Source organism: Rhizobium sp. RHZ01, from assembly GCF_014851595.1.
GTDB lineage: Bacteria > Pseudomonadota > Alphaproteobacteria > Rhizobiales > Rhizobiaceae > Rhizobium > Rhizobium altiplani.
This window is the reverse complement of sequence record NZ_JACUZZ010000004.1, coordinates 244,222-269,228: the sequence shown is the minus strand read 5'-3', so window position 1 is coordinate 269,228 and position 25,007 is coordinate 244,222. Positions and strand designations below refer to the sequence as shown.

General features: G+C 60.2%; 24 protein-coding genes. 7 read left to right on the top strand and 17 right to left on the bottom strand.

Annotated elements, in window-relative coordinates:
* Positions 1-3: 3 nt before the first annotated feature.
* The 7 genes from sufA to IB248_RS07380 form a co-directional block, all read right to left on the bottom strand.
* Positions 4-396: a Fe-S cluster assembly scaffold SufA gene (sufA, locus tag IB248_RS07410; RefSeq protein WP_018854913.1), complete on the bottom strand. Its 393-nt coding sequence runs from the start codon at positions 394-396 to the stop codon at positions 4-6.
* Positions 397-473: 77 nt separating this feature from the next.
* Entirely contained in the window at positions 474-854 is a 381-nt protein-coding gene (locus tag IB248_RS07405; protein ID WP_018854912.1) for an SUF system Fe-S cluster assembly protein, read from the bottom strand.
* An 11-nt stretch (positions 855-865) separates the two neighbouring features.
* The gene (locus tag IB248_RS07400; RefSeq protein ID WP_018854911.1) at positions 866-2,107 is read right to left on the bottom strand and encodes a cysteine desulfurase; all 1,242 of its coding nucleotides are present in this window, start codon (positions 2,105-2,107) and stop codon (positions 866-868) included.
* A 12-nt stretch (positions 2,108-2,119) separates the two neighbouring features.
* A complete protein-coding gene (gene sufD, locus IB248_RS07395; RefSeq protein WP_029792339.1) occupies positions 2,120-3,394 on the bottom strand; it encodes a Fe-S cluster assembly protein SufD in 1,275 nt (424 codons plus the stop codon).
* A gap of 23 nt (positions 3,395-3,417) precedes the next feature.
* Entirely contained in the window at positions 3,418-4,173 is a 756-nt protein-coding gene (sufC, locus tag IB248_RS07390; protein ID WP_018854909.1) for a Fe-S cluster assembly ATPase SufC, read from the bottom strand.
* A gap of 72 nt (positions 4,174-4,245) precedes the next feature.
* Entirely contained in the window at positions 4,246-5,715 is a 1,470-nt protein-coding gene (gene sufB / locus IB248_RS07385; protein ID WP_029792341.1) for a Fe-S cluster assembly protein SufB, read from the bottom strand.
* A 143-nt stretch (positions 5,716-5,858) separates the two neighbouring features.
* Complete coding sequence (locus tag IB248_RS07380) at positions 5,859-7,025, bottom strand: cysteine desulfurase family protein (RefSeq protein ID WP_029792342.1); 1,167 nt, start codon at positions 7,023-7,025, stop codon at positions 5,859-5,861.
* 205 nt (positions 7,026-7,230) lie between these two features.
* Here IB248_RS07380 and IB248_RS07375 point away from each other — a divergent pair, with 205 nt between their 5' ends.
* Positions 7,231-7,908 carry an alpha/beta hydrolase gene (locus IB248_RS07375; RefSeq protein ID WP_007789602.1) on the top strand — a complete coding sequence of 226 codons (678 nt, stop codon included), beginning with the start codon at positions 7,231-7,233 and terminating at the stop codon, positions 7,906-7,908.
* Here IB248_RS07375 and IB248_RS07370 read toward each other — a convergent pair.
* Positions 7,905-8,429 carry a GNAT family N-acetyltransferase gene (locus IB248_RS07370; protein ID WP_029792343.1) on the bottom strand — a complete coding sequence of 175 codons (525 nt, stop codon included), beginning with the start codon at positions 8,427-8,429 and terminating at the stop codon, positions 7,905-7,907. The genes IB248_RS07375 and IB248_RS07370 overlap by 4 nt on opposite strands.
* Positions 8,429-9,547 carry an anhydro-N-acetylmuramic acid kinase gene (locus IB248_RS07365; RefSeq protein WP_192240620.1) on the bottom strand — a complete coding sequence of 373 codons (1,119 nt, stop codon included), beginning with the start codon at positions 9,545-9,547 and terminating at the stop codon, positions 8,429-8,431. The genes IB248_RS07370 and IB248_RS07365 overlap by 1 nt, the downstream gene beginning before the upstream one ends.
* Before the next feature lie 116 nt (positions 9,548-9,663).
* Here IB248_RS07365 and tyrS point away from each other — a divergent pair, with 116 nt between their 5' ends.
* Positions 9,664-10,920, top strand: coding sequence for a tyrosine--tRNA ligase (gene tyrS / locus IB248_RS07360; RefSeq protein ID WP_192240619.1), 1,257 nt, complete (start codon positions 9,664-9,666; stop codon positions 10,918-10,920).
* A gap of 52 nt (positions 10,921-10,972) precedes the next feature.
* Here the strand turns inward: tyrS and IB248_RS07355 are convergent, their stop codons facing one another.
* Entirely contained in the window at positions 10,973-14,359 is a 3,387-nt protein-coding gene (locus IB248_RS07355; RefSeq protein WP_192240618.1) for an AsmA-like C-terminal region-containing protein, read from the bottom strand.
* Between the two features lie 119 nt (positions 14,360-14,478).
* On the opposite strand from IB248_RS07355, the gene IB248_RS07350 reads away from it, so the two are divergent.
* The 5 genes from IB248_RS07350 to IB248_RS07330 all read left to right on the top strand — a co-directional run bounded on the left by IB248_RS07350 (position 14,479) and on the right by IB248_RS07330 (position 19,245).
* On the top strand, positions 14,479-14,952 hold the full coding sequence (locus IB248_RS07350; protein WP_018854901.1) for a peroxiredoxin: 474 nt from the start codon (positions 14,479-14,481) through the stop codon (positions 14,950-14,952).
* On the top strand, positions 14,949-15,776 hold the full coding sequence (locus IB248_RS07345; RefSeq protein ID WP_192240617.1) for a ferritin-like domain-containing protein: 828 nt from the start codon (positions 14,949-14,951) through the stop codon (positions 15,774-15,776). Before IB248_RS07350 ends, IB248_RS07345 begins: the two co-directional genes overlap by 4 nt.
* 97 nt (positions 15,777-15,873) lie before the next feature.
* Positions 15,874-17,172 carry a M23 family metallopeptidase gene (locus IB248_RS07340; RefSeq protein ID WP_018854899.1) on the top strand — a complete coding sequence of 433 codons (1,299 nt, stop codon included), beginning with the start codon at positions 15,874-15,876 and terminating at the stop codon, positions 17,170-17,172.
* Positions 17,173-17,329: 157 nt separating this feature from the next.
* On the top strand, positions 17,330-18,817 hold the full coding sequence (locus IB248_RS07335; protein WP_018854898.1) for a DEAD/DEAH box helicase: 1,488 nt from the start codon (positions 17,330-17,332) through the stop codon (positions 18,815-18,817).
* Positions 18,818-18,822: 5 nt separating this feature from the next.
* Complete coding sequence (locus tag IB248_RS07330) at positions 18,823-19,245, top strand: NUDIX domain-containing protein (RefSeq protein ID WP_018854897.1); 423 nt, start codon at positions 18,823-18,825, stop codon at positions 19,243-19,245.
* Positions 19,246-19,248: 3 nt separating this feature from the next.
* Here IB248_RS07330 and IB248_RS07325 read toward each other — a convergent pair whose 3' ends face one another.
* Genes IB248_RS07325 through IB248_RS07295 form a run of 7 tightly spaced genes read right to left on the bottom strand, consistent with a single transcriptional unit; the run spans position 19,249 to position 24,942 of the window.
* The gene (locus IB248_RS07325) at positions 19,249-19,566 is read right to left on the bottom strand and encodes a TfoX/Sxy family protein (protein WP_018854896.1); all 318 of its coding nucleotides are present in this window, start codon (positions 19,564-19,566) and stop codon (positions 19,249-19,251) included.
* Between the two features lie 3 nt (positions 19,567-19,569).
* Positions 19,570-21,204 carry a molybdopterin-binding/glycosyltransferase family 2 protein gene (locus tag IB248_RS07320; protein WP_192240616.1) on the bottom strand — a complete coding sequence of 545 codons (1,635 nt, stop codon included), beginning with the start codon at positions 21,202-21,204 and terminating at the stop codon, positions 19,570-19,572.
* Positions 21,201-21,905, bottom strand: a complete 705-nt coding sequence (locus tag IB248_RS07315) for an XdhC family protein (protein WP_018854894.1) — start codon at positions 21,903-21,905, stop codon at positions 21,201-21,203. Before IB248_RS07315 ends, IB248_RS07320 begins: the two co-directional genes overlap by 4 nt.
* Positions 21,905-22,234 (bottom strand): XdhC family protein, encoded by a 330-nt coding sequence (locus IB248_RS07310; RefSeq protein ID WP_192240615.1) that lies wholly within the window; start codon positions 22,232-22,234, stop codon positions 21,905-21,907. Before IB248_RS07310 ends, IB248_RS07315 begins: the two co-directional genes overlap by 1 nt.
* Positions 22,231-23,493 (bottom strand): VWA domain-containing protein, encoded by a 1,263-nt coding sequence (locus tag IB248_RS07305; RefSeq protein WP_169680278.1) that lies wholly within the window; start codon positions 23,491-23,493, stop codon positions 22,231-22,233. The genes IB248_RS07310 and IB248_RS07305 overlap by 4 nt, the downstream gene beginning before the upstream one ends.
* Before the next feature lie 3 nt (positions 23,494-23,496).
* A complete protein-coding gene (locus IB248_RS07300; RefSeq protein WP_018854891.1) occupies positions 23,497-24,426 on the bottom strand; it encodes a MoxR family ATPase in 930 nt (309 codons plus the stop codon).
* 21 nt (positions 24,427-24,447) lie between these two features.
* Positions 24,448-24,942, bottom strand: coding sequence for a flavin reductase (locus IB248_RS07295; RefSeq protein WP_192240614.1), 495 nt, complete (start codon positions 24,940-24,942; stop codon positions 24,448-24,450).
* Positions 24,943-25,007: the final 65 nt, after the last annotated feature.

Genomic DNA, 25,007 nt, shown 5'->3' with positions numbered 1-25,007 from the left:
CAATCAGTGCGCAGGCACGACAGCATTGCCCTGGGCAGCAAGCGCCGCAAGGTCTGCAGGCTTCAGTTCCACGGATTCGCCGCAGCCGCACGCAGACGTCTGGTTTGGATTGGTAAAGGTAAAACCGGAGCGCAACGTCGTGCTCTCGAAGCCCATTTCGGTGCCGAGGAGATACAGCACTGCTGATGGTTCGACCCAGACCTTGGCGCCATCCCGCTCGATCAAATCGTCCTTGGCGTTCGGATCGGTCACGAGGTCGATGGTATACTCCATCCCTGCACAGCCGCCCTTCTTGATCCCGACGCGAATGCCTTTGGCCTCTGATCCGGAGTTCTCGACGATCGCCTTCACGCGGTTCGCAGCGGTCTCCGTCATGCTCATGATTGCAAAGCCCATGGGCCTTTTCTCCTTCCGCGCACGGATTCAAGGTCCGGCGTTTCATGATTCAAATGTAGTGCCAGTAGCTTAACCGATCAATACCAGCCGACGGCGACCTGCGCCTCTTCCGACATTCTGTCCGGCGTCCACGGCGGATCGAAGGTCATCTCGACCTCGACGCCGGATACGCCCTCAACCGCGCCGACCGCGTTCTCCACCCAACCCGGCATCTCACCGGCAACGGGGCAGCCCGGCGCAGTCAGCGTCATCATGATCTTCACCATGCGATCGTCTTCGATGTCGATCTTGTAGACCAGCCCGAGCTCGAAAATGTCAGCCGGAATTTCAGGGTCATAGACCGTCTTGAGCGCCGAAATTACGTCGTCGCTCAGCCGCGCCAGTTCGTCGGCCGGAATGCTGGAATGCACGATGCCTTCGCGCACGTCGATCTTCTGTTCGCTTTCGTCCAAGCTCATATGGACACTCCTTAGGCAAAGAACTTGCGCGCATAATCAAGCGCATCTGCCAAGGCATCGACCTCGGCCCGTGTATTGTACATCCCGAAGGACGCGCGGCATGTGGAGGTGACGCCGAAGCGTTTCAAGAGCGGCATGGCGCAATGCGTGCCCGCGCGGACGGCAACACCCTGACGGTCGATTACCATCGACACGTCATGTGCATGCAGACCGGCAAGCTCGAAGGAGAAGATACCACCTTTGCCCGGCGCCGTGCCGAACACCCGCAACGAATTGACCGCCTGCAGCCGCTCCGCGGCGTAGGCCGCGAGATCAGCCTCATGGCGCGCGATCGCCTCGCGGCCAACCTTTTCCATGTAGTCGAGCGCATAGCCGAGCCCGATCGCCTGGACGATCGGCGGCGTGCCAGCTTCGAAGCGATGTGGCGGATCGTTGTAGGTCACGGCATCCTCTGTCACCTCGAAGATCATCTCGCCGCCGCCCTGGAAGGGCCGCATCTCGCGAAGCCGCTCCTTCTTGCCATACAGCACGCCGATGCCCGACGGCCCGTAAAGCTTGTGGCCGGTCATCACGTACCAGTCGCAATCGATATCCTGCACGTCGACAGGCATATGGACGGCGCCCTGCGAACCATCGACCAGTACAGGAATGCCGCGCTCATGCGCGATCCGGCAGATTTCCTTGACCGGAACCACCGTGCCGAGCGCATTCGACATATGCGTGATCGCGACGAGCTTGGTCCGCTCCGTCAGGCTCTTTTCGAAATCCTCGACGTGGAAAGCACCCTCGTCGTCGACGGGTACCCAGACCAGCTTGGCACCCTGCCGCTCACGGATGAAATGCCACGGTACGATGTTGGAGTGATGCTCCATGATCGAGATGACGATCTCGTCGCCCTCGCCGAGCTTGGGCATGCCCCAGCCATAGGCGACGGTGTTGATCGCTTCCGTTGAAGACTTCGTGAACACGATGTCGTTGATATCAGGCGCGTTCAAGAAGCGCCGGACCTTCTCGCGAGCGCCCTCATAGGCGTCCGTGGCCGCATTCGAGAGGAAATGCAGACCACGATGAACGTTCGCATACTCGTTCGAATAGGCGTGGGAAATCGCGTCGATGACGGCCTGCGGCTTCTGGGCGGAGGCGCCGTTGTCGAGATAGACCAGCGGCTTGCCATAGACTTCCTTCGCAAGGATCGGGAAATCCTTGCGAATGGCTTCGACGTCGTATGCGGTTGCCGGAACTATCTTGTCCATGACGCTATCCGATCAGGCGTGCTTTTCGAGCCAGGCCGAGATGACGCCTTCCAGCGCCTCGACCAGAGCTTCGTCTTCCAGTTCCTCGACGATTTCGGCAACGAAGGCATTGACGAGCATGGCGCGCGCCTTGTTCTCCGGAATGCCGCGCGCCATCATGTAGTAGAGATGGTTGTCGTCGATGTCGGCAACGGTTGCACCGTGACCGCACTGAACGTCGTCAGCGAAGATCTCGAGCTCCGGCTTCACCGAGAACTCGGCGTCGTCAGATATCAATAGAGTGTTGCACGCCATCTTCGCGTCGGTCTTCTGCGCATCGGGCGCAACGCGGATCATACCCTGGAATACACCCTTGGCGCGGTCGAAGACGACGTTACGGATCACTTCCGTGGAACCTGTATGCGGGACGTTATGGCCGAGAACCATGGTAACGTCCGTATGCGTTTCAGCGCCCAGCAGGTTGATCCCGCGAAGCGTCAGATCGGCGCCCTCACCAGTCACCTTGATGTGCAGTTCCTGGCGAACCAGCTTGCCGCCGGCATTGATGACGAACAGCTTCAGCTTGGCATCGGCGCCGAGATCGACACGGATCTGGCCGAGGTGCGTATCATCAGCGCCCTGTTGCTGGATGATGATCCAGGTGAGCTCGGTACCCTCGCCAACCGTGATGTCACTGATGTGGGACACGAAAGCCGCATCCGACGTCACTGCAAGGTGACGTTCGATGACCGTCGCCTTTACGTTCGCGCCGAAGGTGACCGGCAGGCGCGTATGCGTCTGGCCGCCAGCGTGAACAAACTGGATCTCAAGCGGTTGGTCAAACGTCGTTTCCGAGGCAACGTCAATGACGTAGCCATCGCGAACGAAGCTGCCGTTGATCCGGCCGATCGCGTCGTCATTGCCGAGCGCGCCGAGGCTGGTGGCAGCCGTGCCGTTGGAGAGCTGAGCCGCATAGCCTGATATGTCCAGACCATCGACCGAAGCCTTAAGATCAGGAACACCCTGAATAACCGACAAAACGGAGGACTCTTCGACCAGCGGGTCGCGAGCTTCGGAGCCGGCGTCGCCAGCCTGATCCGGAATGGCGCGCAGCAGGGTCTTGAGGTCGGTATAGTGCCAGGCCTCGATGCGGCGCGTCGGCAAACCGGCCTTCTTCAGGTCGTCAAGCAGCCTGTCCCGGATGGCGATGACCGAACCGTCGCCCGGCAGTTCGCCGATCTGGTTGTTGAAAGCCTCGATGAGCGCCGCTTCCGCGGCGGTCTGGCGGCTCGTCGTCTGCATGTTCATGAGACTCGTCCTTTCCGCCTCAATCAGGCTGCCGCACCGATGATGTCGGCGTAGCCATTGGCTTCCAGCTCGTGCGCCAGCGTCTTGTCGCCCGACTTGATCACCTGCCCCTTGTAGAGAACGTGAACGGTATCCGGGACGATGTAGTCGAGCAGGCGCTGGTAGTGCGTGATGACGACGACAGCGCGATCCGGCGAACGCAGCGCGTTGACGCCGTCGGCAACGATTTTCAGCGCGTCGATGTCGAGACCGGAGTCGGTTTCGTCGAGAACGCAAAGCTGTGGCTGCAGGAGGGCCATCTGCAGGATTTCGGCGCGCTTCTTCTCACCGCCGGAGAAACCGACGTTCAGCGGGCGCTTCAGCATTTCAGTGTTGATCTGCAGCTTGCCGGCTGCGTCCTTGACGAGGCGCATGAAGTCAGGCGTCTTCAGCTCTTCTTCGCCGCGCGCCTTGCGCTGCTCGTTCATCGCAACCTTGAGAAACTGCATGGTGGCAACGCCCGGAATTTCGACCGGGTACTGGAAGGCCAGGAAGATGCCCTTGGCGGCACGCTCGGCAGCGTCGAGCTCCAGAATGCTCTCGCCGTTGTAGAGGATGTCGCCTTCGGTGACTTCGTAGTCTTCGCGGCCGGACAGGATGTAGGAGAGCGTCGACTTGCCGGAGCCGTTCGGGCCCATGATGGCGGCCACTTCGCCGGCCTTCACGGTGAGGTTCAAGCCGCGGATGATCTCGGTGCCGTCTTCGGCGATGCGGGCGTGCAGGTTCTTAATTTCAAGCATGGTATTTTCCCATAAAAAGCAATCGGAGAAAGGCGCGATCCACGCGCCCTCGCGCATTCATGTCGTGTCGCGTCAGCCGACGCTGCCTTCAAGCGAGATGCTGATGAGCTTCTGCGCTTCGACAGCAAATTCCATCGGCAGTTCCTGCAGGACTTCCTTGACGAAGCCGTTGACGATCAGGGCGATCGCCGCTTCCTCCGGAATGCCGCGCTGCAGGCAATAGAAGAGCTGGTCTTCCGAGATCTTCGAGGTGGTCGCCTCGTGCTCGAACTGCGCCGTGGAGTTCTTCGCCTCGATATAGGGAACCGTGTGGGCGCCGCACTTGTCGCCAATCAGCAGCGAGTCGCACTGCGTGAAGTTGCGGGCGTTGGATGCCTTGCGGTGCGCCGAGACCTGGCCGCGATAGGTGTTCTGCGACACGCCCGCGGCGATACCCTTGGAGATGATACGGCTCGACGTGTTCTTGCCGAGATGGATCATCTTCGTGCCGCTATCGACCTGCTGGTGGCCGTTGGAGACGGCGATCGAGTAGAACTCGCCTCTGGAGTCATCGCCGCGCAGGATGCAGGATGGGTACTTCCAGGTGATAGCCGAACCGGTCTCGACCTGCGTCCACGAAATCTTCGAGCGGTCGCCACGGCAATCGCCGCGCTTGGTGACGAAGTTGTAGATGCCGCCCTTGCCCTGCGCATCGCCCGGATACCAGTTCTGGACCGTCGAGTACTTGATCTCGGCATCATCGAGCGCAACGAGCTCAACGACAGCGGCATGCAGCTGGTTTTCGTCGCGCTGCGGCGCGGTGCAGCCTTCGAGGTAGGAGACGTATGCGCCTTCCTCGGCGATGATCAGCGTGCGTTCGAACTGGCCCGTATTCTTTTCGTTGATGCGGAAGTAGGTGGACAGCTCCATCGGGCAGCGAACGCCCTTCGGAACGAACACGAACGAACCATCGGTGAAGACGGCCGAGTTCAGGGTCGCGTAGTAATTGTCGGAGGTCGGAACGACGGAGCCGAGGTACTTCTGCACCAGTTCCGGATGCTCGCGAATGGCTTCCGAGATCGACATGAAGATCACACCGACCTTCTTAAGCTCTTCCTTGAAGGTCGTGACAACGGAGACAGAGTCGAAGACGGCATCGACGGCGATCTTCGGCTTCTCGACGCCAGCCAGGATTTCCTGTTCCTTGAGCGGAATGCCAAGCTTTTCGTAGACCTTGAGGATTTCAGGATCGACTTCGTCAAGCGACTTCGGGCCGGGCGTGCTTTTCGGCGCGGCGTAGTAATAGATGTCGTTGAAATCGATCTTCGGATAATCGACGCGAGCCCAGGTGGGCTCCTCCAAGGTCAGCCAGCGCTTGTAGGCTTCCAGACGCCATTCGAGCATCCACTCCGGCTCCTGCTTCTTGGCGGAGATGAAACGGATGATGTCTTCGGACAAGCCCTTGGGCGCCTTGTCCATTTCGATAATGGTCTCGAAACCGTATTTGTACTGATCGACGTCAATCTGACGAACGCGATCAACCGTTTCCTGGACGGCGGGCATGTCATTCTCCAATCTCGCCGGAGAAAAGGTCCGGCAGCTTGTCGTTCGGGCAGTATCGTTTGCCCCGTATGTAGGTGGCCAAAAGGGACTTTTCAGCCCGAATGGCAAGCGGAAAATTGCGTTTCCGCAAATTTATGAAGCGGTCAAGCCGCCTCCCCGGCCGGCTTGCGCCGAGCGGCTATTTTCGCGAAGACCGAAATCGCCTTGTCGATCTCCTCTTCGGTGGTGGCAAAGCCCAACGAAATGCGCAAAGCGCCGAGCTTGGGGTCTCGCCCCATGGCAACCAGGACATGGCTCTCGCCGACCTTGCCGGACGAGCAGGCAGACCCGGCAGAAAGCGCCACACCTTCGAGATCGAAGGCGATCTGGCCCGTTTCGGCTTTCAGCCCCGGAAGGGTGAAGAAAGTCGTGTTCGAAACGCGCTGGCCCTCGGAGCCGTAGATGACGACATCAGGTGCCGCGCCTCGCATTCCGGTTTCCAGTCGGTCACGGAGCACGGAGATCGCTTCGTTGCGTGCCTCAAATTCCATCGCAGCAGCTTCGGCGGCAGCACCAAACCCGATCACCGCAAGCGAGTTCTCAGTCCCCGAGCGGTGACCCTTCTCCTGGCCGCCGCCATGGATCAGCGGTCGCGGCATCAGCACTTCACCGCGCGTGACAAGCGCACCGGCGCCTTTCGGGCCGCCGATCTTGTGCGATGAGACGATTAGGAAATCGGCGCCGAGCGCGTTGATATCCAGCTTCAAGCGACCGGCTGCCTGTACGGCATCGACAACAAGAAGGCAGCCATGCGCCTGCACCAGCTTCGCAACCTCGGCAATCGGTTGGACGATGCCGGTCTCGTTGTTAACGAGCATGACCGCGACCATCGGCAGCCCGGCCGACTTGTCATGAGCGGCAAGCGAAGCACCAAGCGCATCGAGATCGACGACGCCGGCCTCCGTCACCGGAATTTCCGCCGTCTGTTCCTTCGGGAAGCGACCGCCTTCCCGCATCGCAGGATGCTCGACGGCAGAATAGAAAAGCTGGCTGACTTTAAGCGGCGTGCGCCCCATCCTGAACTCGGGCGTCAGCACCATATTGGCTGCCTCTGTCGCGCCGCTCGTAAAGATTACATGGGCCGGATCAGCCCCTGCAAGTGCCGCCACCTGGCGTCGTGCATGCTCGATCGCAGCACGAACGGCTCGGCCTTCGCCGTGGACCGAGTTTGGATTGCCGAACAGGTCCAACGCGCGCAGGACCGCGTCGCGCGCATTCGGATGCAGCGGCGAAGTCGCGTTCCAATCGAGATAAAGGCGTGGCGGCGCCATGATCTTTTGTCCTGCGCTAAATCCTTGAGAGGCGGCTCGGCTCATTTTCCTTGAAATTTCGGCCGGGCTTGCCTTATGACACATCCCACAATGCGTGGATCGTCATGCAAGTTTCGAATTGTTCTAAACTGCGTTTTAGAAAAGCTGACAACATTCGTCAAGTCTTACGCAGGGCCGAACGCGAAAAATAAAAGCCGGAGTACCGATGCCCGAAGTCATTTTCAACGGCCCTGCCGGCCGTCTTGAAGGCCGCTACCAGCCCTCCAAGGAAAAAAGCGCACCGATTGCCCTCATTCTGCACCCGCACCCCCAGTTCGGCGGCACGATGAACAACCAGATCGTCTACCAGCTCTTCTACATGTTCCAGAAGCGCGGGTTCACGACGTTGCGTTTCAATTTCCGGGGAATCGGTCGCAGCCAGGGTGAATTCGACCACGGCGCTGGCGAGCTTTCGGACGCCGCGTCCGCGCTCGACTGGGTACAGAGCTTGCATCCTGATTCGAAGACCTGCTGGGTTGCCGGTTATTCCTTCGGCTCCTGGATCGGCATGCAGCTTCTAATGCGCCGCCCGGAAATCGAAGGTTTCATGTCGATCGCGCCGCAACCGAACACGTATGATTTCTCGTTCCTCGCGCCCTGCCCGTCTTCCGGCCTCATCATCAACGGCGAAGCCGATAAGGTTGCGCCCGAGAAGGACGTAAACGGCCTCGTTGAGAAGCTGAAGACGCAGAAGGGTATCCTGATCACGCACCGCACGGTGCCTGGCGCCAACCACTTCTTCAACGGCCAGGTCGAGACGCTGATGAGCGAATGCGAGGATTACCTCGATCGCCGCCTGAACGGCGAACTCGTGCCGGAACCGGCTGCCAAGCGGATCCGCTAAGCGGTCCGCATCCCGGCGGTCAGTTCGAACGTCGGACAGGCCAATCCGTCAATGATCATCGGCATGCGGCTTCGCATGCCGATTTTCGTTAGGACATGCTGAGATGCGGCATTGTCCGGATGCGTGAATGCGATGAACTGCTGCGCGAAGTTCCGTTCGAAGAACCATTCCGCCAACTCGCCGGCAATCTCCGTCGCATAACCCTTGCCCCATTCCTGGAACCGAAGCGAATAGCCGAGTTCGAAATCCTGCCGCTCACCGCCAAGCAGGGAAAAGCCCGCGCTGCCAATGAAGCGGCCGTCGTCACGACTGAGGATCTTGTACTTGGTGGCTCCATCCCGCTCCTGCTCGCCGAACCAATTGCGCAGCCGTTCCTCGGCTTTCTCACGCGACCACGGCGCAGCGCCCGAAAGATACCGTGTCGTCTCAATCGTGGAGTGAAGCTCATGGATCAGGCCCGCGTCGTCAGGTTCCCACATGACCGCGACTAGGCGCGGCGTCTCCAGAATCGCCTGTTGCATCACGGCTTCACCACGACACCGCCGCTGACGGGCGCACGCACGCCGGTCGTGCCGGGAAATGTCAATGGTAAGCGGTCCAACGACCTTACCGCGAGATAGCCCCAGGCTTCAGCCTCCATGGAATCGCCATTGAACCCCGCCTGCTCCGCCGTTATCACCTCGGCGCCGTTGCGATGGGCGATATCTTTCAAATCTTGCATCAGCACGCGATTGAGCCGACCACCACCGCAGATGACGTAGAGGGCCGGCGTGACCGGCAAGTGACCGGCGGACTTGATGATCGAGGCGGCCGCGACATAGGCAAGTGTGCGGGCGCCGTCTACAAGCTCCGCATCTGCACCCGACGGCGGCGGAAAGTCGTTGCGGTCGAGCGAGCGCCGCTTCTCTGCGGTGAAGAACGGGCTATTCAAATAGCGATCGGCCAGTTCCCCCACGATCCGTCCCTCGGAGGCTATCATGCCGCCCTGATCGAACGGCACGCCCGCATGGGTTTCGACCCACTGGTCGATCAGCGTATTGCCCGGGCCACTGTCAAAACCGACTATGACGCCATCCGCGCCAATATAAGTCAGGTTTGAGATCCCGCCGATATTGACGAAGCAGACCGGCAACGTGGCATGAGGGACGTTGGCGGCGAGCGCCGCATGATAGACCGGAACCAATGGCGCGCCCTGGCCGCCATGCATCATGTCGTTGGCACGAAGATCGTAGACAACGGGAATGCCGGTTTCCCGTGCCAAAAGCGCCCCATCCCCGATCTGGACCGTCAGCGCTTCGTCCGGGCGATGTAACACTGTCTGGCCGTGAAAGCCGATGACGTCGATCGACGAGGCATCGAGCGCATTCGTAGCCAGAAATTCCCTCACGGCAATTACATGATGTAACGTCAGTTCACGCTCGACAGACGCCAGATCGCCCGGCCGCTGCTCACGTTTCGCAATAGACTTCGCCTGCTCCAGCGCCAGCTTCAATCGGTCGCGGAAGGCTGGCTCATACGGAACACCGAGGAACGGCCCGCGCTCGACGAAGGCTCGGCCGTCGGTCCGCAGCAGCGCCACATCGATGCCGTCCATTGATGTTCCGCTCATCAAGCCGATCGCGGTCCTGATCTTCTCCATGACCCCTCGCTGGAAGATTCTCGCCAAATGGTGACTGTTCGGCAAAACAGTGCTAAACGCGCCGCGTCACTTCAACAATAGCCAATCCGAAAATCCGCACCCGAGAGCAAAAGGTCATGTCCGAGTTCAAATCCGATTTCCTCCGTACGCTGAAAGAGCGCGGCTTCATTCATCAGATTTCCGATGAAACGGGCCTCGACGAACTCTTCGCCAAGGAAACGGTAACGGCCTATATCGGCTTTGACCCCACCGCTCCCAGCCTGCATGCCGGCTCGCTGATCCAGATCATGATGCTGCACTGGATGCAGGCGACCGGCCATCGCGCCATTTCGCTGATGGGCGGCGGCACCGGCATGGTCGGTGATCCCTCCTTTAAGGAGGAAGCGCGGCAGCTGATGACCGTCGATACCATCGAGAGCAACATCGCTTCGATTAAGCGCGTCTTCTCGAACTACCTCTCCTACGGCGAAGGCCCGAAGGATGCGTTGATGATCAACAACGCAGAGTGGCTGAGATCGCTCAACTACCTCGAATTCCTACGCGATGTCGGCCGGCACTTCTCGGTCAATCGCATGCTGGCTTTCGACAGCGTCAAGACGCGCCTTGACCGCGAACAGTCGCTGTCGTTCCTCGAATTCAACTACATGATCCTGCAGGCCTACGACTTCGTCGAATTGGCCAAGCGCTACGACTGCCGTCTGCAGATGGGGGGGTCGGATCAGTGGGGCAACATCGTCAACGGCATCGACCTCGGTCACCGCATGGGGACGCCGCAGCTCTACGCCCTCACCTCGCCGCTGCTGACGACCGCTTCCGGCGCCAAGATGGGCAAGTCTGCGACCGGCGCTGTCTGGCTCAACGCGGACATGCTGTCGGCCTATGACTTCTGGCAGTACTGGCGCAACACAGAGGACGCTGACGTCTCGCGCTTCCTGAAGCTCTACACCACGCTGCCGATGGACGAAATCGCACGCCTCTCAGCGCTTGCCGGTTCCGAGATCAACGAGGTCAAGAAGATCCTGGCGACTGAGGTCACCGCGATCCTGCATGGTCGTGTTGCCGCCGAGCAGGCTGCCGAAACCGCCCGCAAGACCTTCGAGGAAGGCGGCCTTGCCGAGAACCTTCCGTCTGTCGACGTCCCGGCTGCCGAACTCGACGGTGGCATCGGCCTTCTGTCGCTGATCGTCCGCGCCGGCCTTGCAGCCTCGAACGGCGAGGCCCGCCGCCACGTTCAGGGCGGTGCGGTGCGCATCAACGACCAGGCCGTCAGCGACGAGCGCAAGATCATCGGCAGCGAAGAGATCACCGCTGATGGCGTGATCAAGCTATCGCTCGGCAAGAAGAAGCACATCCTGGTCCGCCGCGCTGCCTAAGCGTGGTCAACGTCTCAGACAGAAAGCCGGCCTCGCGCCGGCTTTTTTGTGCCTACTGGAATTCGAAGATGTTGCGGAAAACGCCCGGCGCGATGATCGACAACGGATTGACGATCAGATCCGGCGATTCCAACTTTCCTGTGAGCTTGAAGGTAATGCCGATCAGGCCGCGATCCGTGCCGTTCCCAAGGATGATGCCGATCAACGGCAATTCGGCAAACAGCCGGTTGAGGCCATATGCAGGCATGAAAGTACCCGTCATGTCCATCCTGCCGCGCTGGTTACGAACCGTTCCCTGAAACACCGCGCCGACCTGGTCACCACGCACCACGCCGTTCTCGATACTGACGACGCCGTTCTGAGAAACAATGCGCGCAAAGCCGCGCTGGAAACGCTGCGCCGATGTATCGATGTTCCGTTTTACCGCTGAATTCAGGCTTCGTTGCTCCTCGCCGACCGGCGTCGAAACGATCGAGTGCAAGCGCTGTTCGTTGATAAGCGAGAAGCGCCTGATGTCGATGGAGCCATCCCAATTGTCGCCCGCCCCTAGGCGGATCTGCATATTGAGCAAGCCGCCCATCATGTGCTGATAGAGGTCGGCGAAGCGGGAAACAGAGCCGGCATCGCCGCTCGTGACATTGATAACGCCATTTCCCTTCGTCTGGGCTACGAACGCCTCGCCGCTGTCGGTGACGCCGGTAAAATTCAGTGTCTGCAGCCTCCCGCCTGACGACACATAGGTCATCTCGGCATTGCGCAACTTCTCGTCATTGAAACCGACGACGCGGCCGAGCTTGGCTCGAACGGATATGCTGCCGCTGTGGTCGGAGTCACCGCCGCTGCTGGACTTCAATCTCGCGATGATCGGACGTGCATCTGCACTCTCGCCTGACACGGAGACATCAAACCCTCCCTTGCCGCGCTTCACCGAAACGGAGAAGTCGTCCAGCGACGACAGTTTGACACTGTCGAAATCCGCCTTCACGAGATTGCCCTTGCCGATAACAAGCGAGCCATTTGCCCCGAATCCATCCCCCTTGAGGACGAAGTTCTTCAACTCGGTGTTGTCTGCAGGGCCGGAGGCCTCGAATGTGGCCGTCGCGCCGATCCCGCCGCCCTTGGACCAGCCGATCCATGGGAGAGACAGCCGCGCCCTTCCAAGGTCGACAGTGACCGCCTGTCGGTCCTGATCGATGCGATTGAGTTCCACGTCGACGCTACCATCGACGATGTCGTTGAGACCGGGCAGCACCTTTTCCCGCTGATCATTGTTCAAGGTGGCAGTAATGGTCTGCTGCGGCTGGACATTGGACGACTTGTCCGTCGGCTCGACAAGCTTGATCCCGGCGGGAATGCCATCGATCAGCCCTTTTCCGTCGAGGCTGACCTGCTTTGGATCCGCGTTCAACACGCCGTCGAGACCAGTGATCTTGCGGCCCGAAAACGGTTTGGCGACATCGAGATCCTGTAGCTGCAGGACCGCTTTCCATTCAGCAGGAGGAGGACTCTGCGACGAGATCAGCCCGATGCGAGCCTGCACTTTCGCCGACACCTTGCCCTTCAGGTCCTCGGGCACGAAGCCCGCGCGCTGTAACACCTGGATCGGCTTATAGGTGAGCAATTCGCCGACCGCGTCAGCCGCGCCGGAAATGGGAAGATTGAGTTCGGCCATGAGCGGCTTGTCGTAGGTCGATGGCAGGACAAACGTGCCCTCGCCGACGCTCACCGATCGTCCGGACGGAAAGAATGCCGTCCCGCTCTTGATCGAGATTGTCGCCCGCGGACCGCTCAGATCAAAGTGGGCATTCATATCGCGGATTGGCGGGATGTCGCCGGCCACGTTCATTCGGGTATCTGCGATGTCGAAAGCAATCCGGATCTGGTTCTTGTCGAGTTTCAGACCTTTGCCGACCGCCTCGTCCAGGCGTCCGAACGGAATGAAGACGGAGATTGATGCGTCGGTGACGGTGCCCCCGAAGAGGTTGCGCTGAACCCATTCGCGGCCCTTCGACGCCATCCAGAATGGCCACAATTGCTTGACGGCCGTTGTCTGCAACTGCTGTGACTGCCCGGCAAAGCTGATCTCCGGCGACACGTCGCCCAGACGAACATGCAGCGAGCCAAAAAGACCGCCAGCAGGGCTCGAAACCCGCATGTTCGGGAATTCGAGTTCGCGGTCGGTAACGAGGTAGCGACCGGTCGCCTGGATATCGAAGGCGAGCGGTTGCTCGCCTGACGCGGTGGGGGCCGCGGTGCCGCCACTGACCAGCAGATCTATCCCGAAGCCCTTTCCTGCAGCGGCATCGATCTTGTCCAGATCGATAAGAGCGCCGGTAAGCGGTACGGATGTCGCGCCGAACTGAACACGCGATTTCGCGATCTCAAGCTTCTGCTTGTCAAAGTCGTAGGCGAGGTTGATGCGCCCTCCGCTCAACTCCTGCTGGTCGCCATCCATATAGAATTGCCCAGGCTCCAGGTCGACTGACGCGCCGAGCGCCGGCTCGGCTTGATCGCCGGTGCGAACTGCCGAGATCGTCACATCACCAGAGCCGTCGATGCCCTGCCGGATTTGACCCTGGACATTCCGCTTGAGTGTGAACGGTCCCAGGTCGACGCCCGCCAGTTGTCCCGTCAACTTCGAGGTACGTTCGCCGGTTCTTTCGGTGATGACGCTGAGCGTCGCTGCCTTGCCGTTGATCGCGACCTCACCATCCAGCGCCAGCGCGCCTTGGCGTGTCCTTGTGAAGTCTAGGCTGTCGACGACGATCGAGAGTGGACCATTCGCCGTATCGGCCAGCTTGATATCTATGCCCGAGAGTTCCACTGAGCGCGTCCCACCCCGCTCGACAAAACTGTCGATCATGTCGAGTTGAGCGAACGCAGCTTCCATCGCCGTCGGAATCTCGTCGATGCGAACGTCATCGAGCTTGAGCGGCTTTCCAGACGGCAGCAGCGCTGTGTCGAGTGCGATATCTTCCGCCTCGATCTGCGCAATCGCAATCCGACCGCGAAAGAGTTGTAGCGGGTCGAGCGCCATGCGCATCGCATGTGTGGTCGACAGGTGCTGTCCGCTCTTCTCGTCAATCATGTTGACGTTGCGAGCTTCGAGCGCAAGGCGCAGGTTCGAGGTAAAGCGGATAGCAGTGGAGCCGACCTCCGCCCTATAGCGAGGCCCGATGGCCGAATTGAGTGCAGCCTGCGCCTGCCGCGTCAGCGGCCCGTCGAATATGCCGCTTTCTACCGTGAAGACAATTGCAGCGAGCACGAAGAAAATAATGGCGATGCAGCCACCCGTGGCGCCGGCGGTCTTGCGCATGCGCGAACGCGACGGCGGGCAACTGACGATCATGGGATCTTCGGCCTGCGCCGAAGGGAGCTCATGCAGTGCGACGATGTCTTTCTTGCGGAATGTAATTTTCTCGCCGCGGATCGCCGACATGCGTCTCGCCTAACTCCCTAATTTGCGGTTTGGACCAGACTGGCTGGACGACTGCCCGTCCAATATATATCTGGCAAATCACCTGTTATCCATAAACTCGGCAAAAGAAAGGTCTCTCCATGACGGATGTCAGCATCGGCACGACGGCGCCTGACTTCAATCTCCCGCGCGATGGCGGAGGCCGCGTCGCGCTTGCCGATTTCCGTGGTAAGCCGCTGGTGTTGTTCTTCTATCCCAAGGACGACACGACAGGATGCACGGCCGAATCGTTGGCTTTCACGGCGCTTGCAGACCAGTTCGAAAAGGCCGGTGCTGCCGTCATCGGCATGTCTCCCGATTCCGCAAAATGCCATGATCGCTTCATCAAGAAGCATAGTCTTTCGGTTGTCCTGGCGTCCGATGAAGAGAAGACGACGCTGGCGGCCTACGGCGTGTGGAAACAAAAGAGCATGTATGGACGCAATTTCATGGGCGTGGAGCGCACAACCTTCCTCATTCGTGAGGATGGGACCATCGGAACGATCTGGCAGAAGGTGAAGGTGCCCGGCCACGCAGAAATCGTTCTTGCCGCCGTGCAGAACCTGTCGCGATGACCTCTCGCTCCAGCATCACGTCCCTGCGCGGCGGAGCGATCGACGCTATCCGAGCAACTGATCTCGATAAGAAGACGACGCTCGCCCAGGAAACTGCGACGCGTTGGTTTGCTCGCACACTGTCCCTGCGTTCGCCACTTGACGCGCCGCTGCCTGAGAGGCCGGGCCGTCCGGAAAAGCCGGACTTGATACCGCCGACGCAGGTGGAGAGGCGGTCCTTGCATACCGTCAAGGGGCGCATCGCGCTGCTGCATGCCATCGCCCACATCGAACTCAACGCCGTCGATCTGGCGCTTGATATCGTTGCGCGATTCGCGACCGAACCCGTCCCGAACTCCTTCTTCGACGGGTGGATGCAGGTTGCCTTCGAAGAAGCGAAACATTTCCGCATGGTGCGCGCCCGCCTGAATGACCTCGACGCCGACTACGGTGACCTCCCCGCCCATGACGGCCTTTGGCAGGCCGCGCACGCGACGAGGAATGACCTGACGGCGCGCCTCGCTGTTGTCCCGCTTATTCTCGAGGCTCGCGGGTTGGACGTCACACCGTCGCTGCAGGCCAAGATGCGCGAAACCGGGGATTTGGAGAGCGCTGCCGTGCTCGATGTCATCTACAACGACGAGAAAGGTCACGTTGCGATAGGCGCCAAATGGTTCCGCTTCCTTTGCGCCAGAGAAAAGCGGGATCCGGCACGGACATTCCACGAGTTGGTACGCGCCAATTTCCGCGGACCGTTGAAGCCTCCCTTCAACGACATCGCCCGGGCCGAAGCAGGACTGACGCCATCCTTCTACCGATCGCTGACATCGACAAGCAACGCCTGATCCGATCACGACAGCCATACTGACCTAAGTAAATATTAACCATAATCGTGCGTAATTGCGGCAATTGAGGCATCGGCCTTCGATTGGGAGATTCTCCGTGACGCATGCACAGCATAGCCGCGTATTCGGTCAGCGAAAACAAGAGCATATCCTGATCCTGGCGAGCGGTGACCGGGTCCGTCACCTCACCGTCAAGCCGTGGATGGCGGCGCTTGTCTTATGTTTTGTCGGGGTCTTTGCGATCGGCTATCTGTTGGCCACATCCTATCTCGTGCTGCGTGACGACCTGATCGGCGCGGCAATGGCCAGACAGGCGCGCATGCAGCACGACTATGAGGACCGGATCGCCGCTCTGCGAGCTCAGGTCGATCGCGTTACCTCCCGCCAGTTGCTCGATCAGCAGGTCGTCGAAGACAAGGTCGACAAATTGATGGAGCAACAACTGGCGCTCACCTCACGCCACGGCAAGTTGGGCTCCCTTCTTGACCGGGCCGAAAGTTCCGGGCTCGGAAACAAGGCGGCCACACCACTCCAGTCCTACGCGCCCGACGCAAACGAGAAGCATGCCTCGCTCTCCGGCGCAGTTCAGGCTATCGAGAATCAGCTTGCCGGCGCTGTAGAACCTGCTGAGGCGACGCCTGATAACGCGACGCTGGCTGATGTGCCGGCAAAGGAAACCGTCGGCGACCGAGCTGACCGGGTTTTTTCCAAGGTAACGCTGTCTCTGAAGGATATTGAGCAGAAGCAACGCACCCGCATCGCGCAACTGACGAGCGATGCCGGCGGCGCCGCCAATGCCATATCGAAGGTCTTGACGCGGTTCAGGATTTCGGTCCCGGCCGAGCGCTTGAAGCAGGATGACACCGCAGTCGGCGGCCCTTACGTAGAGCCTGAGAGCAACGATGATTTCGATACGTCGCTTGCGCAGTTGGACGATGCCCTCACCCGCCTGGAGACTGTACGGAGCATGGCCGAATCGCTGCCATTCCAGAATCCGGCCGCCGGCAAGGAGATCACCAGCTCGTTTGGGAACCGGCGTGATCCGTTCCTCGGCCGCCTCGCACTCCACTCCGGCATCGATTTCCGTTTTGCGCCTGGCGAAAAGGTTCACCCGACGGCACCCGGCAAGGTCATAGCGGCCGGCTGGACTGGCGGCTACGGCAACATGGTCGAGGTGGATCACGGCAAGGGCATTTCCACGCGTTACGGCCACATGTCGGAAATTCTCGTGAAAATTGGCGACAAAGTCGACCGCACGGACGTGATTGGCCTTGCCGGCAGCACCGGCCGGTCCACCGGTACGCATTTACACTATGAAGTCCGTCAGGATGGTCGTGCCATTGATCCCATTTACTTCATGAATGCGGGCTTGAAGCTTGCGAGTTACATACAGTAACTACGCGCGCTAACCACGTCTTTACCTCTGCACTGGCTGCAAGGCCTGTATTCCTTGACTTAAGGAGAGTTTCGGCTTATGTCGCGCTGCATTGCGCCACGCAATCACGCCGACTCAACCAGAGTACGGCCGAACCGGAACGGAAACAGTTTTCCCTTTGACGACATTTGCTGATCTTGGCTTGAGCCAAAAAGTGCTTTCCGCCGTGACCGACGCGGGTTACACGACGCCAACCCCAATTCAGGCTGGTGCCATCCCCTTTGCGCTTGAGCGCCGCGATATTTGCGGGATTGCGCAGACGGGAACGGGCAAGACTGCGTCTTTCGTTCTGCCGATGCTGTCGCTGCTGGAAAAGGGCCGTGCCCGCGCCCGCATGCCCCGGACTCTGATCCTCGAGCCGACCCGCGAACTAGCCGCCCAGGTTGCGGAGAACTTCGAAAAGTACGGCAAGAATCACCGCTTGAATGTCGCGTTGCTGATCGGCGGCGTTTCGTTTGAAGATCAGGATCGCAAGCTCGAGCGTGGCGCGGATGTTCTGATCTGCACGCCGGGCCGCCTGCTCGACCATTTCGAACGCGGCAAGCTCCTGATGAGTGCTGTCGAAATCTTCGTCATCGACGAAGCCGACCGCATGCTCGACATGGGCTTCATCCCGGATATCGAGCGCATCGCAAAGCTTATCCCGTTCACCCGTCAGACACTTTTCTTCTCGGCAACCATGCCGCCCGAGATCCAGAAGCTTGCGGATCGCTTCCTGCAGAATCCGGAGCGGATCGAAGTTGCCAAGCCGGCATCCACCGCAAAGACGGTAACGCAGCGCTTCGTTGCCTCGCATGGCAAGGATTATGAGAAGCGTGCTGTTCTGCGCGATCTTATCAAGGCTCAAACCGATCTGAAGAACGCAATCATCTTCTGCAACCGCAAGAAGGACGTGTCCGATCTCTTCCGTTCGCTCGACCGCCACGGCTTTTCCGCCGGCGCTCTGCACGGCGACATGGATCAGCGTTCGCGCATGGCCATGCTGCAGAACTTCAAGGACGGTAATCTCCAGCTTCTCGTGGCTTCCGATGTCGCCGCTCGCGGTCTCGATATTCCCGACGTCAGCCACGTCTTCAACTTCGATGTTCCGATCCATTCCGAGGATTATGTGCATCGTATCGGCCGTACCGGCCGCGCAGGCCGTTCCGGCGCTGCATTCACCATCGTCACCCGCCACGACCAGAAACATGCCGACGCGATCGAAAAGTTGATCGGCGAGAAGGTCGAGTGGTTGAACGGCGACCTCTCCGCCTTGCCTCCGCCCGAACCCAGCCGCGACGACGATCGCTCGCGTCGCAAGGGCCGGGACAAGGACACCGGCCGCGGCAAGAGCCGTCGAGGTCATAAATCTGAAATCGCCGTCGCAGATAATGACGTCGAGACGATGGAAACAGCAGCACCAGCAAAGGTCGAAAGCGTGAAGCAAGAGCGCAAAGCAGAACAAAACAAGCCGCAGCAGAGCTCGCGCGCCGCTCGTCCTTACCCGGCAAACGACGACAATCGCGACCGCCGCCGCTATCGCGACCACGACGACGGTCCGACGCCGGTTGGCTTCGGTGATGAAATTCCCGCCTTCATGCTGATCACGGCCAACGCCAAGATCTGACGAATATGGGCACGCCGGGCATCGATTTCCCGGGCCTTGGCGTTGGCCTGGTGGTTTTGCGCGACCGCAAGATCCTGCTTTACAGGCGCATGCGCGCTCCTGAAGCCGGCCACTGGAGCATTGTGGGCGGCAAGGTCGATCATATGGAGCCGTCCGAGCAGGCGGCTCGACGCGAGGCGGAAGAAGAAACCGGCCTATCGATCGGCCGCGTCAACCTTCTCGGCGCCACGGAACTGATCAGCGACGCGGATGCCCAGCACTGGATTTCCCTGCTCTATGTAGCGTCCGAGTTCGATGGAGAACCGCAGCTCACGGAGCCGGACAAGCTGTCGGACTTCGGTTGGTTCAGCCGCGCCGATCTCCCGCAGCCGCTTTCCGCATTTGCGGCGGCCGCAATCGAAAAGCTCAAGTCGGGCGAACTCCTCTAAGGTTCATTCCGCTCGGACAGCCGCTTCGTAGGCAAGCCGAACCCATCGCGCCATGACATCGGGGTCGTCATAGGCATCGTCGGGGATGGACCAATACGGCATCTTCACCGGGCTTCCCTTCTTGCCTTCATAGGCCCATTGCGACGCTCCCGCCGCCTCGAATTCCGATGCGCTTTGCTCGTCGGCCTTCAACAGCATCTCGCCGCGCACTTCGACAGCAACAATCCGCCCCATATGGTAGATGCCCTTGCCGCCGAACATGCGCCTGATGGTGACGGGTCCAAGCCCCTGAAACATTTCTTCAATTGCCGCCGTGTCCATCCCTTAGCCCTTTAAAACCCCTCCTGCGCCAATGACCGCTTCCGGCGTATCCACATCCAGATGCGCCGCATCGCCAATATCGATGTCCACGACAGGCACGCCCGATGTTTCGATGATGTGCCGCGCCCCGACATCACCCTCCAGCCGCAGCACTGCATCAAATAGAGATTTAGGCAATATCACGGGATTGCCACGCTTGCCGCGCGACACCGCGCGGATGATCGACTGGCCGCCAGATTGCCGGAAAGCTGCCATTAGCTTATCGAGATCATCACTGGACACACCCGGCATATCGGCAAGCATAACGAGAATTCCATCCGCGTCACGGGCGTGCTCGACCGAGAATCCCGTTGCGAGCGACGAAGCCATGCCCGACGCGTAATCCGGATTGTGAGCAATTGTCACGTCAAGTCCGGACAGTGCTGATTCAATCTCGCTTTTACGATGTCCCGTCACGACGATCACCGACGCCGAGCGGCTGTCGATCGCGGTCATCACCGATCGCCGGATAAGCGGCACACCGCCAAACTCCGCCAGCAGCTTGTGCGGGCCGCCCTCTCCCATCCGTCTGGCCTGGCCCGCGGCAAGAATGACTGTAACAAGCTTGCCGGCGGGGCTAGTGCGCGCCTCGGCTTCGCGTAGGCTGGGCCGCGCCTGGATTTCCATCAGAAGACCTCCCACACCCATGCCGCTGATGTCGACTGCGCTCGGCTGTTCGCCAGCCAGAATGCGGTCGAGTACCCAATCGAAGCCATTCTCCTTCGGGCTGCGTGCACATCCCGGTGCGCCGATGACGGGAATATCACCGATCCGACCGAGGACAAGCAGGTTCCCTGGATCGACAGGCATGCCGACCTGCACGACTTCGCCGCCGGCCCTTCTTATGGCTTCGGGAATCACATCCTCCGCGTCGATCACGGCGGACGCGCCGAAAAGGATGACCAACTTCGGGGCGCTGTCGGGTAGCCGCAATGCGTCGAGAAGCGCCTGCGCTACCGGTTCGACGTGATGAGCAACCCGCGTCTCCCTCACGAGATGACTGCCTGATGCGACGAGCCGCCGGGAAAGCACGCGTGCCGTCTTGTCCATGACCGATGGCTTCAGCGACGGCAGTTCCGTCGCGATCAACGAGACCGAGCGGCCGGCAAAGGGCTTCACCTCGAAGGCGGATGTCGACCGCAGCACCTCGCATGCAAGGTCGAGTTTGGCGCCGGACACGGCGAGCGGGATGATCTTGAATGTCGCAACCATGTCGCCATTGCGAACGGGCACATGATCGTTGAGACAGGCAAGCGTGATAGCAGGGTCGATGCTGTTCAGCCGGTCGACGGCGCTGCGGCTTGCGACGAACAGGCCGTCAACAGTCGAATAGACGTTCACGCGTCCCGTGGAAGCCTCAGAGAGGCGCAAATGGTCGGGCGCGATTGCCTGCGCAAGTCGTCTCGCCGCCTCGTCCTCCCCGACGTCGCCCTCCTCCATTAGTGCAGCAATGACCTGCCCTATAGCCTCACCGCGCAGCCTTTCGATGTCGCCGGCACCGATCCTGTGTCCTTTGGACAGGCTGCCGCCGGCAAGCTTCACGGCATGGGCGAGGACCACGCCCTCGGCTGCATCGATGGAGAATGATCCGAACTTCATTTGCTGTCACCAACCGGAGACAAGGTCCGCGTCCGCAGCGTTTGGACGATCTCCGCGAGAATGGCGACCGCGATTTCGGCTGGGCTCGACGCACCGATATTAAGCCCGATCGGCGCGCTGATTTTGGCAAGCGCGGCCTCGTCCGCACCGTCTGCGCGCAACCGTTCTAGCCGAGTCGCATGCGTCTTCCGGCTGCCGAGCGCTCCGACATAGAAACAGCCGGTCCGCAACGCCTCGGTAATGGGATAGTCGTCGATCTTCGGGTCATGCGTCACGGCGACGAGCGCCGTATAGGCGTCCAGCGGACGATCCTTGAGGACATCCACCGGCCAATCCGCCGTCAGATCGGTCCCGAGGAACCGTTCCGGCGTGGCGAAAGCCGTGCGCGGATCGATGATCCGCACATCGAAGCCGGCAAGCGATGCCATCTGCGCCAGGACCTGACTGATGTGAACGGCGCCGATAATCACGATATGGGCCGGCGGCAGATGCACGTTAAGAAAGTAGCGATGCCCATCGACCTCGATTGCCGTCGATTTCCCTGAGCGAAAGGCAGCCTCGATATCCGCTCGCAAGGAGGGTTCCACTGGCTCCCCCTCAAGGACAACGGTATCTCCTCCCTTTTCGAGATCAGTCAGCAGCATGGCGGCGCGGCGCGCCCGGCGCGCGTCATTCAGCCGCGCAAGATTTGCCGCATCCATCAATTGAGCCTTTCGACATAGACACGAATCCGGCCGCCGCAAGAAAGGCCGACGCGCCACGCCGTTTCATCCGCAACACCAAACTCGAGCATCCTCCCCTTACCGTCGGCGATCACATCAAGCGCCTCGGCGATAACGGCGCCCTCGACGCAGCCCCCCGATACGGAGCCTTCGAAATTGCCGTCTCGGTCGATCACGAGATGGCTTCCGGCCGGTCGTGGCGCCGATCCCCACGTCTCGATGACCGTGGCAATCGCCACGTCTCGCCCGCTTTTTCTCCAGGCTTCCGCCGTCATTAACGGATCAAGGTCAAACGATGTACCTGTCATGCGATGCCTTTCAATCTTTCGAGGTACCGGCGCGGGTCACATTCCGTCGATCGCGTTGCGCCGAGTGCTTCCGCAAGGTCGCTCAAGGATGATAGATTGTGAACCGGTCGGAATTCGTCAACATGCGGCAGCATTGCGCGCACGCCACGCGCGCGCGGCTCGAAGCCGTCGAAGCGCAGCAGCGGATTGAGCCAGATCAGTCGCCGACACGAGCGATGCAACCTGTCCATTTCTGCCGCGAGCAGATCCGTTCCCTCGCGCTCCAGCCCGTCGGTGATCAACAGCACGACCGCGCCCTGCCCCAGCACACGGCGAGCCCACAGGCGATTGAACTCCCTCAGCGTCTCACCGATCCGCGTCCCACCGGACCAATCCCTTACCGCTGCCGCGCATTCATCCATTGCTTCGTCGGGATCCTTGTGCCGCATCTGGCGAGTGACATTCGTGAGGCGCGTTCCGAACAGGAAGGTATGAACCCTCCGGCGCTTCTCCGTTAGCACATGGAGAAAGTGCAGAAAGATGCGCGTGTACTGGCTCATCGAGCCGGAGATATCGGCGAGAACGACCAAGGGTGGCTGAACCTCGCGGATCTCGCGGTATCGCGGAAGAATGAGGCCGGCCCCGCTGCGCAATGCAGCCCGCATCGTCGCGCGCGCATCCACATGGGCGTGAGCATGCGATGGGCGGAAGCGCCGGGTCCGCACCTTGTCCAGAGGCAGCTGCAGTTTCGCAAGTGCCTTCTTGGCCGCGGCAATCTCCAACGCAGACATTTGGGCGAAGTCCATCCGCCGGAAGACTTCGTTGCCCGACATCGTAAAGCGCGCATCGATCTCGATATCAGGCTCGTCGCGCGGCGGCTTGTTGTCCCTTCGGTCGCCGAGCAAGGCGTCCGCGGCGCGGCTTTCGCCGGGCTTTGCCTTCTCCTTCTGGAGGGTTTCCGACGCCCTTGGCGACAGCATTGCGATCATCTTCTCGACAAGGTCCCGCGAGCGCCAAAAAAGGCGAAACGCCTCGTCGAAGACCGGCTTGTCTTCGTGCCGTTTGACGAAGACGGATGAGAGCGCGGCGTGAAATTCCTCACGCGACCCGATACCGATCGTCTCGACCGCCTCGATCGCATCAACGATCGCGGCCGGCCCGATCTTCATGCCGGCCTTCCGCAGTACCCTGGCAAAGAAGACGATATTATCGGCAAAACGACCGTCACCGACCGGAAGAGGCGGAAAGACAATCCCATCCTGTCGGCTTGTAGCTTCCATCCGTTATCCTGCCGCCTGCAGCTCGCCCCTGATATCCTCCAGGACTTTCGCACCGTCGCTACCCTGGATACGCGCGATGTCGTCCTGGTATTTCAGCAGTGTTCCGATCGTATCGGAAATCGTTTCCGGATCGAGCGCCAGGCGATCGAGTTCGGTCAGCGCTGTCGCCCAATCAATCGTCTCGGCTACGCCCGGGTTCTTGAAAAGATCCAGTGCCCGAAGCTTCTGTACATAGGCGACGATCTGCGCGGACAGAGCCGCATTACAGCCCGGCACCTTGCGGCGAATAATCTCCAGCTCCTGCGCGGCATCGGGATAATCGACCCAATGGTATAGGCAACGCCGCTTCAGCGCGTCGTGAACCTCACGCGTCCGGTTCGTGGTTATAATGACGATCGGTGGCTCGGCTGCACGGATAGTGCCAAGCTCGGGGATCGTCACCTGAAAATCAGAGAGAACCTCCAACAGAAAGGCCTCGAACGCTTCATCGGTGCGGTCGAGCTCGTCGATGAGGAAGACGGGCGCCCGCCCATCTGCGCTCGACAGAGCCTGCAACACCGGCCGGCGGATGAGGTATCGTTCGGAGAAGATGTCCGACTCTATCCTGTTCCTGTCGGTCAGCCCGGACGCTTCGGCCAGGCGGATTTCGAGCATCTGTGCCGGATAGTTCCATTCGTAGACAGCCGAAGCGATATCCAGTCCTTCGTAACATTGCAGGCGGATCAGCGGCCGGCCGAGAGCTTTCGAGAGCACCTTTGCGATCTCGGTCTTGCCGACACCCGCCTCGCCTTCCAGAAAGAGAGGACGCTTCATCTTCAGGGCCAGGAAAAGCACTGTTCCAAGCGCCCGCCCCGCGAGATAATCCTGATCGCCCAGCATCGCGATCGTCTCATCGATCGACGATGGCAGCGGCGGATGAGTTTGATCCGGCATGTCTCCTCCCTTTTTCAGGAGTTATAGCGTGTGGTAATCCCGGTTCATATAGACAAGCGCAGGCTTCGCCTCGTTGTACCGGACTGCCACGACCTCGCCGAAAATGATGTGGTGCGTCGACATTTCCTTGATTTCGCTCACGCGGCAATCGAAGGAGGCAAGCGCGTCGCGAAGGATGGGCGCGCCCGTTACCAGCTTGTCGAACACACCCATCGCGAAGCGTTCGTCGTTGGTGAGCAGCGCACGCCCCGAAAAAGCATCCGCAAGCGCTTGATGATGCGCGGCCAAGGTATTCAATGCAAAGATGCCGCTCCGAAAGAAGATGTCGTTCTTCGGATTGCTGTTGTTCAGGCATACCAGTACGGTCGCAGGGCTATCGGATACCGAGCAAGCGGCAGTGATCGTCACGCCTCTGCGCTCCTCGCCGATCGCCGTCGTTACGAGCTGCACATGGCCGCCAAAGCGGCTCATCGCATCCCGGTAGAGGCGCGGGTCGATCGGTTGCTTGTTCAACAAAGGCATTCTCCATCCGGCGTCACCGGTTTTGCTGTTTTCTATAATATGAAGGTGATCGGTTACCT